The 8,327-nt window shown below is 58.0% G+C and carries 7 protein-coding genes; 4 read left to right on the forward strand and 3 right to left on the reverse strand.

The genetic code is table 11. The features are described 5' to 3' along the window. Positions 1 to 254 precede the first annotated feature (254 nt). Positions 255 to 1,370: a glycine oxidase ThiO gene (thiO, locus tag DU506_RS20100; protein WP_114488637.1), complete on the forward strand. Its 1,116-nt coding sequence runs from the start codon at positions 255 to 257 to the stop codon at positions 1,368 to 1,370. Positions 1,371 to 1,372: 2 nt separating this feature from the next. On the opposite strand, the gene DU506_RS20105 is transcribed toward thiO, so the two are convergent. Then, a complete protein-coding gene (locus DU506_RS20105; RefSeq protein ID WP_114488638.1) occupies positions 1,373 to 1,663 on the reverse strand; it encodes a PP0621 family protein in 291 nt (96 codons plus the stop codon). Positions 1,664 to 1,774: 111 nt separating this feature from the next. On the opposite strand from DU506_RS20105, the gene DU506_RS20110 reads away from it, so the two are divergent. Then, entirely contained in the window at positions 1,775 to 3,406 is a 1,632-nt protein-coding gene (locus DU506_RS20110; RefSeq protein ID WP_114488639.1) for an NAD+ synthase, read from the forward strand. A gap of 122 nt (positions 3,407 to 3,528) precedes the next feature. Here DU506_RS20110 and DU506_RS20115 read toward each other — a convergent pair whose 3' ends face one another. Both DU506_RS20115 and DU506_RS20120 read right to left on the reverse strand, forming a co-directional pair. Further along, on the reverse strand, positions 3,529 to 5,229 hold the full coding sequence (locus tag DU506_RS20115; RefSeq protein WP_114488640.1) for a methyl-accepting chemotaxis protein: 1,701 nt from the start codon (positions 5,227 to 5,229) through the stop codon (positions 3,529 to 3,531). A gap of 219 nt (positions 5,230 to 5,448) precedes the next feature. Further along, entirely contained in the window at positions 5,449 to 6,273 is an 825-nt protein-coding gene (locus DU506_RS20120; protein WP_114488641.1) for an outer membrane protein assembly factor BamD, read from the reverse strand. Positions 6,274 to 6,425: 152 nt separating this feature from the next. Between DU506_RS20120 and rluD the strand changes: the two genes are divergently transcribed. Both rluD and pgeF read left to right on the forward strand, forming a co-directional pair. Continuing rightward, a complete protein-coding gene (gene rluD, locus DU506_RS20125; RefSeq protein ID WP_114488642.1) occupies positions 6,426 to 7,385 on the forward strand; it encodes a 23S rRNA pseudouridine(1911/1915/1917) synthase RluD in 960 nt (319 codons plus the stop codon). Continuing rightward, on the forward strand, positions 7,382 to 8,137 hold the full coding sequence (gene pgeF / locus DU506_RS20130) for a peptidoglycan editing factor PgeF (RefSeq protein ID WP_114488643.1): 756 nt from the start codon (positions 7,382 to 7,384) through the stop codon (positions 8,135 to 8,137). Before rluD ends, pgeF begins: the two co-directional genes overlap by 4 nt. Positions 8,138 to 8,327 lie beyond the last annotated feature (190 nt).

Here is an 8,327-nt window from a genome sequence, read left to right on the forward strand (position 1 = left end):
CACTACCGAGGGGCACTCGGGAAGTTACGCCTGTGGAGTTTGTGTAAGACCGGCAATGCCAAGGCATTGAGGCGACGGACAACGAAGCAGGAACCTGGGAGGTAACGACCAGGGAATCCCCTTCTACAAGCGCGTTAGCGCTGAAGGTGGGGGAGGATGTCAAGCTCGTTTCTCAAGGCACGGTCGGGGATGGGTAGTCTTATTGACCTTAGCTTGTAAGACCTCTTTTTTTGTAAGCCAAAGCGGATAATAGTGTGAGAGATTTCCTGATTATTGGTGGTGGCGTTATCGGTATGCTGACCACCTTGCAGCTGGCCGATGCCGGCCACACGGTCACCCTAGTAGAACGAGGTACCTGTGGGCAGGAGGCCTCGTGGGCCGGGGGCGGTATCGTCTCGCCGCTGTATCCGTGGCGTTATTCCGGGCCAATTTCTCGGCTGTCACGTTGGTCGGAAGGTGTCTATCCATCGCTTTCCCTGCGGCTTCTGGAGGAAACCGGGATCGACCCGGAATATCGCCAGAAGGGACTTTTGTACTTGAGCGTGAAGGATGAGCGGGAAGCGTTGTGCTGGGCTCGCGAGATGGGCAAGCCACTGGAGCAAGTGGATAGCGACTTCCTGTATGCCAAGGAACCCCATGTCGCCCCGGGTATCGAGCAAGCGCTTTGGATGCCGACATTGGGTAGCGTGCGTAACCCTCGCCTGGTACAGGCGTTGAGGGCGCGTTTGGCCGCCATGAAGCAGGTCAGCTTGCACGAACAATGCGCGGTACAGGGGTTCCAGCGACAGGGCACGCGTATTAGCGGAGTGGTGACCCCTGAAGGGGTGATCCAGGGCGGTCAAGTAGTGGTCTGTGGCGGTGCCTGGGTGGCCTCTTTATTGGCGGAGCTTGAGGTGACATTGCCGGTGCGCCCGGTGAAAGGGCAGATGATCGCCTACCAGACACCTCCGGGCTTTGTGAACCGCGTGATACTCAAGGATGGGCGTTACGTGATTCCGCGGGGCGATGGGCTAGTGCTTGCCGGCTCGACCCTGGAAGAGACCGGCTTCGAGAAAAGTACCGATGACGCCGCCCTGATGGCGTTGCGTCAAAGTGCAGAAGCCATTGTGCCGGAACTCGCCGAATGCAAGGTGGCGCACCAGTGGGCGGGCTTGCGACCGGGCTCGCCCGATGAACTGCCTTTCATTGGTGCTGTGCCGGGTTGGGAAAACCTGCACGTCAATGCCGGACATTTTCGCAATGGCTTGGTACTGGCGCCAGCGGCTACGCACTTGCTGGTCGATCAGTTACTCGGACGTGAGCCGCTTGTCGACCCGGCGCCGTATCAGCTCACGTCTGCGCGCTTGGCCGGCAAGCCGGAAAGCGCTTGATCTCAATCCTGCTTGTCTTCTTTCTGGTTGTTTTCGTTCTGGGCCTGTTCCTGAAGGTAGCGGTCGCGGTGAGCGCTGGAGCAGAACCACTGGCTCTGTTCGCGAAGGGCTTCATCCTCGGGAACATGCACCTCGCACCAACGACAGCGCACCATCTGGCCGCCTTCATGGCGGTTTTCCTTTTCCAGCAAGGCTTCACGGTCGAGTTTCCATTGGCGGTACATGCCGTATAGCTTCAAACCGGCAAAGAACAGCACAGCAAAAATAATCAAGCGAATGATCAATAGGTTCATCCTTTTATAACTCCCAGGTTGGGAATAAATTGCTCACTCAGGCCTTTGCCAGTCGGCGGCCCTTGCGTGACAATGCATGATGACCTGAATTCTCAAGAGATTTCTACGCCCATGCAAGATTTAACGCTGGTGATGGCGCAACTCGATCCCCTGGTAGGGGATATTCCCGGCAATGCGGACCGTGCCATCGAGGCGGTACGCGAAGCCCGGATCGAGCACGGCGCCGATATTGTGGTATTTCCCGAACTATTTCTTTCGGGCTATCCCCCGGAGGACCTGTTGTTGCGGCCTTCCATGGAGGCGCGCTTGCGCCATGCCCGCGCGCATATGGCGGAAAAGATGGCGCGCGACGTACTGGTGATCATCGGTTACCCCGGGGTACGTGAAGGCAAGCGCTATAACCTGGCGGGGCTGCTCTATGATGGCCAATGGCAAGCCGAGTACGCCAAGCAGGCACTTCCCAATTATGAAGTGTTCGATGAGCAGCGCTATTTTCTGCCGGGAATGACGCCTCTGGTATTCGAGCATAAAGGGGCCTCGCTGGGCATTCTTATCTGTGAAGACCTGTGGGATGGCGGGCCGGTACAGGCGGCCTGTGACGCCGGGGCCGACATTCTGGTCAGCTTGAATGCCTCGCCTTTTCATCATGACAAACCCACCGAACGGCGGCGCTTGCTGGAGCAGCATGCTCAGGACGTTCAGCGGCCGATTGTCTACGTCAATACGATCGGCGGCCAGGACGAATTGGTCTTCGACGGCGGTTCCAGCTGTGTGGACGGCTTCGGCCAGCTGCAAGTATTGGCGCCTTCCTGGCAGGCGGGGTTGATGCCGGTTCAGTTCGTGCAGAACGAGGACGGCTGGGTACCGCAGTCGGGTGAGATCGAGCCCTCTGTGGAAGCCGAAGAAACCCTTTACTGTGCCTTGGTCACCGGGGTACGCGACTACGTCAATAAAAGTGGTTTCAAAGGCGTGGTACTGGGGCTTTCCGGGGGCATCGATTCGGCGCTTTCTCTGGCGATCGCCGTGGACGCCCTGGGGCCGCAGCGGGTGCAGGCGGTGATGATGCCCTATCACTATACGGCTGATATCTCGAAAGCCGATGCCGCGCAACAGGCTGAGCTGTTGGGGGTGCATTACGAAGTCATGCCGATCGAGCCGATGGTCGATGCTTTCATGGCGACGTTGGCGGAAAGCTTCGCCGGTACCGAGCGCGATACCACCGAGGAAAATCTTCAGTCACGTTGTCGTGGCGTGGTGCTGATGGCGATTTCCAACAAGAAAGGCCTGATGGTGCTGACTACCGGCAACAAGAGTGAGATGGCGGTCGGCTACGCCACGCTCTATGGCGACATGGTGGGGGGGTACAACGCCCTCAAGGACGTCTACAAGAGTTGGGTGTATCGATTGGCTCGCTGGCGTAATACGCAGTCTTTGGCGATTCCTGAGCGCGTTATCGAACGCCCGCCGAGTGCCGAGCTGGCGCCGGATCAACAGGATAGCGATTCACTGCCGGGGTACGACGTGCTCGATGCGATTCTGATGCGATATATCGAAGGCGACATGAGCGCCGAGGCGATTATCGATGCGGGCTATAAAGAAGAAGACGTCTATCAGGTGGTCAAGCTGGTGGACCGTAGCGAGTATAAACGTCGCCAGGCCCCGGTTGGGGTAAGGGTCACCCCGCGTGGCTTCGGCCGTGACCGACGTTATCCCATCGTCAATGGGTGGCAGCCGGGCGAATAACCGCTACTTGAAACGGTTATTAAAAAACCGTTATTTAAAAGTACGCACCCAAGAAATCGCCGGGGCCTTATGGGCCCCGGCGATTTTTTGAATTTCTTCTTTCGTTCCTTAAATTTCGTTACTTAAAAGCTTTCCCACTCGGGCTGAGCTTGCGATTGGCCTTGTGACTTGAGCTGGCGCGGTGCCGGCATGGCCGCTGCAGTGTGAGGGGCTCGGGCAGCAGGCAGGGCGTGAGAAGTGCCGGGTCCGGCTAGCGTAAAGGCGGACATGGAGCTGAGCAATTGCTGAGCGTTCTGACGCAGGTTGTTGGAGGCATTGGCGCTTTCATGGACCAGTCCGGCATTTTGCTGGGTGACCTGATCCATTTCAGTGATGGCTTGCCCGACCTCCTGCACCCCGGCGCTTTGTTCGGCGCTGGCATGGCTGATTTCGCGCATGATCTCGGTCACTCGACCAATTGCCGCGATAATCTCTTCAGTGGCCTTGCTGGCTTCCCCAGCGCGCTCGTTACCGTGCGATACACGCTCCAGGTTGCTGGAAATCAAGTCATTGATTTCACGTGCAGCATCGGCGCTACGCTGGGCCAGGTTGCGTACTTCGCTGGCCACCACCGCAAAGCCACGCCCATGTTCACCGGCACGGGCCGCTTCCACCGAGGCATTGAGTGCCAGAATATTGGTCTGAAAGGCAATGGCATCGATAGTGGAGATAATAGTGGCGATTTCCTTCGAGCTCTTGTTGAGGTCGTTCATGGTGCTTACGACCTGCTGCACGGATTCGCCACCGCGCGTGGCGGTCTGAGAAGCGTTTGCGGCTTCCTGGCTGGCTTGCTGCGAATTCTCGGCGTTCTGCTGGACGGTACTATTGAGCTGCTCCATGGCGGAAGCGGTTTCGGCCAAGGCGCTGGCCTGTTGCTCGGTGCGTGAAGACAGTTCGTTGTTGCCTCCGGCGATCTGCTCGCTGTTGCTGGCAACCGCTTCGGCCGAGCTACGAACCTGAATCACGATATCCTGTAACTGGCCTGCCATCTGTACTTGCGAGGCCATGATGCTGGTCGTATCACCTGGCTTGAGTCGGCCTTGGCTGGTAAATTCACCCCGGCCGATAGCTTCGGCAAACGCCTTGACTTCATAGGGTTCGGCGCCCAGTTCGCGCAGCAACTGACGCGAAAGAAGGAAAGCGATCAGGCCACCGATGATCAGGGCAAGCAGGGTGAGCCCCAGCATCAAGATCTGGAAGCCTCCGGCGGTACTGCGCGCCTCGTTGGTGACGGTATTGTTCAGCTCTTCCTGTAAATTGATGAAAGCGTTGATGCGATTCAGCCATTCACTGTAGGCCGGGCCGGCTTGTTGCAGCAGAATATTGCGGGCCTCGATAGTACTTCCTGCCTCGCGTGCTTCAATCACTTCTGCCGTGAGACGGCGAGTGATATTGGCCTGGGCATCAATGCGGTCGATCAACTGCTGCTCCTGTTCGCTGGGGGAGTAGTCACCCAGGATGCTTTGCATGCCGTTTTCGGCTTGAGCATACATGGCTTGAAGCCGATCCATGTCAGCGAACAGAGGCGGCAGGTTGCTGGCCGCTGGGGTAAGTACGATGTCGCGCAAGGCGATAGCGCGGTCGTGAACACTGCCGCGCCAGTCAATGGCATGACGCTGCTTGACACTGTTTACGTCATTGATGGTAGCCATGCCCCGGTCAATATTGTTGACCTGCTGGATACCGATGACAGTCAGGATAACCAGAAGCCCGAGAATAATCGAAAAGCCAATCGCCAGGCGTGTGCCTATGCGTGTCCCGGTGAATCTTGCTGTGGAAAACATGTAGTCCCCTCAGGCGCCAAACAGGCGCTGTATCATTATAAGTAATGAGGAGAATAGTACCTGGTATATGTTTTGTACAACTTTTTGCTGTTTTGGTTTGTAACCACTGTGTTTTCAATAAGAGAAAACATGCCTTGCGGGCCACAAAAAACCACGCCGAAGCGTGGTTTGAGAGAAGCTACTCTGCACAAGATATCTTGAAAAAAAGCCTGTACAGGTTTAATTCAAGGCGGTGTGCATGCTGACGTACTTTGGCTGGAAGCGTCGGCCATCAAGCTGGTCATGGTCAGGAGCGTTTTCGATCAGAACCGCTAAGGTCTCTTTAGCGCGGTCGCGCATTTCCAGGCCCAGATAGCCTTCCACCATGGTGGCCAGGGCATCACGGGTGGCATTGGATTCCGGGTAGTTTTCCACCACCCAGCGTCCACGTTCCACCGCCGCCAGATAAGCACCCTTGCGCAGGTAGTAATCGGCCACATGCAGTTCATGGCGGGCCAGGATGTCGCGCAGATAGACGATACGCTGCTGGGCATCGGCCACGTATTCGCTTTGCGGGTAACGCTGGATCAGCTCGCGAAAATCCTGGTAGGCATCACGCGATGCGCCGAGGTCACGTTTGGAAATATCGATCAAGCGTAGACGCTCAAGGCTGAAACGCCCTGCCTGCCAGGCCGCCAGGCCACGCAGGTAATAGGCGTAATCCACCTGGGAGTGGTCCGGGTGCAGGCGAATGAAACGGCTGGCGGCTGCTCGGGCGGCTTCCCATTCGCTGTTTTCATAGTAGGCGTAGATCAGTTCCAGCTGGGCCTGTTCGGCATGCACGCCGAAGGGGTAGCGTGTATCCAGCGCCTCGAGCTTCTCAGTCGCGGTGGCATAGCGTCCGCCATCCAGCGCTGAGCGAGCCTGTTCGTAGAGTTCACGCTCGGCAATGTCGGCATATTCATCGTCGTCGGCATTGTTGGTGTCGTTGCTGGCGCACCCGGCCAGCAAGGCGATAGCCAGCGTCAGGGCGGCAACACGGGTGGCAGCGAAAGAAACGCGCATGGTAGTCCTCATGTCAAACCAGCCGTCATCGGCAAAAAGCCAAAGCGGCCGTGATAGAATCAGTAGCAATTCGTCTACTATAAATCACCTCGACATAAAACGCAGGCCTTCTGGCCTTCGTGGATGATGTCGTCATCAAGGGGATCACCCGCATGCCTCGGATTCTTGAAGCCAAACACCGCGTACCCGACACACTGGCAGGGTCGCGGCTCGATCAGGTGGCGGTGGAATTGTTCGACGGCCACTCGCGGGAACGCTTGAAAGGCTGGATCAAGACCGGCGAGCTAAGCGTCGACGGCCAGCAGGCCAAGCCCAAGGACAAACTGCACGGTGGCGAGTACCTGGCTTTGCACGCCACGTTGGAAGACGACACACGCTTCGAGGCGGAAGACATTCCGCTTTCCATCGTGTTTGAAGATGAGCATGTCATCGTCATCGACAAGCCCGCGGGCTTGGTGGTGCATCCCGCCGCAGGTAATGCCAGCGGGACACTGCTCAATGCGCTGCTGCACCATTGCCCGACGCTGGCGCAGATTCCGCGGGCGGGCATCGTGCATCGTCTGGACAAGGATACGACCGGGCTGATGGTGGTGGCCAAGACACTCACGGCACAGACGGTGCTGGTCGAACAGCTCCAGGCTCGCACCATGTCACGCCATTACGATGCCGTGGTTATCGGCACGCCGGTGGCGGGCGGCAAGGTGGATGCACCGATTGGCCGACACCCCAAGGATCGCAAACGCCAGGCGGTCAACGCCTCGGGAAAGCCTGCGGTGACCCATTACCGGGTCGTGGAGCGTTTTCGTGCCCACACCCATGTGCGTTGCAAGCTGGAAACCGGGCGCACTCACCAAATTCGCGTGCATATGGCGCATCAACGCTATCCTTTGATTGGCGACCCTGTATACGGCGGGCGAGCGAAATTGCCGCCGGGCGCTGCATTGCCGCTCAAGGAAATTCTGCGTGAATTTCCACGTCAGGCCTTGCACGCTCGCAAGCTTGCTTTTGTGCATCCTGACAGTGGTAATGAGGTCAGTTTTCTTGCGCCGTTGCCGGATGATCTGTTGATGTTGTTGGACTACTTGCGTGAAGACAGCGAGACGATGCGATGAGTGATGCCATAGAACTGCACCCGACTCTGCTTACACCTGATTGGTCGGCACCGGCCAATGTGCGTGCTTTTGTCACCACCCGTGAGACCGGTCCCAGCCAGGGGGATTTTGCGGCTTTCAACCCGGCCCAACATGTTGGCGATAACCCGGCTCATGTGACGCTTTGCCGCCGTTTGCTGCACAAGGTGATTGGTGACGAGCGGCCTCTGCTCTGGCTCAATCAGACCCATGGGGCACGTATTCAGCAGCGTTACGAGGCGGATTGTCCCGAAGCCGATGCGGCGGTAGCCACTACGCGGGACTACGCTTGCGTGGTGTTGACCGCAGACTGCCTGCCGGTATTTTTCTGTGACCGAAATGGTACTCGTGTGGCCGTGGCGCATGCCGGCTGGCGGGGGCTGGCCGGCGGTGTGCTGGAAGCGACAGTGGCGGCGCTGGGCGTTGCACCAGAGGATATTCTGGTGTGGCTGGGGCCGGCGATTTCCAATGCCCAATTCGAAGTCGGGCCGGAAGTGCATGATGCCTTTGTCGCGGTGCATCCTGACGCGGAGGAAGCCTTTGACCATAGCCCTTATCGCCTGGGTCATTACATGGCGGATCTTTACCGCCTGGCGCGCCTGCGCCTGGAGGCGCTGGGCGTCACCCAGATCAGTGGCGGGCACTTTTGTACCGCCTGCGAGCCACGCTTTTACTCTCATCGTTGCGATGAAGGGATCACCGGGCGGATGGCCAGTGTGATCTGGCTGGGTTGACTCTCCTGGATGCATGGAATAACTGCTTGAACCCTCCGACGATTCATTCAAAGAATAGAATCGCGGATCCCCATCACTCTCACGCGCTTTGTTGCCAAAGTGTGGAGAGCGTGACCGGAGTTCGCGGTGTGCGAGTCGGCGTTTGCGAGCTCACACGGGCGGTAGCCTTGCGGCCACGCCCTTGGTAAAC

Source organism: Vreelandella rituensis (assembly GCF_003336665.1).
Classification (GTDB): Bacteria; Pseudomonadota; Gammaproteobacteria; order Pseudomonadales; family Halomonadaceae; genus Vreelandella; species Vreelandella rituensis.

What these genes read in the sequence shown, in the direction of transcription:
- DU506_RS20105 (WP_114488638.1), bottom strand. Translation starts at nt 1,663, where the DNA reads ATGAACCTATTGATCATTCGCTTGATTATTTTTGCTGTGCTGTTCTTT.
- rluD (WP_114488642.1), top strand. Translation starts at nt 6,426, where the DNA reads ATGCCTCGGATTCTTGAAGCCAAACACCGCGTACCCGACACACTGGCA.
- DU506_RS20110 (WP_114488639.1), top strand. Translation starts at nt 1,775, where the DNA reads ATGCAAGATTTAACGCTGGTGATGGCGCAACTCGATCCCCTGGTAGGG.
- DU506_RS20115 (WP_114488640.1), bottom strand. Translation starts at nt 5,229, where the DNA reads ATGTTTTCCACAGCAAGATTCACCGGGACACGCATAGGCACACGCCTG.
- DU506_RS20120 (WP_114488641.1), bottom strand. Translation starts at nt 6,273, where the DNA reads ATGCGCGTTTCTTTCGCTGCCACCCGTGTTGCCGCCCTGACGCTGGCT.
- pgeF (WP_114488643.1), top strand. Translation starts at nt 7,382, where the DNA reads ATGAGTGATGCCATAGAACTGCACCCGACTCTGCTTACACCTGATTGG.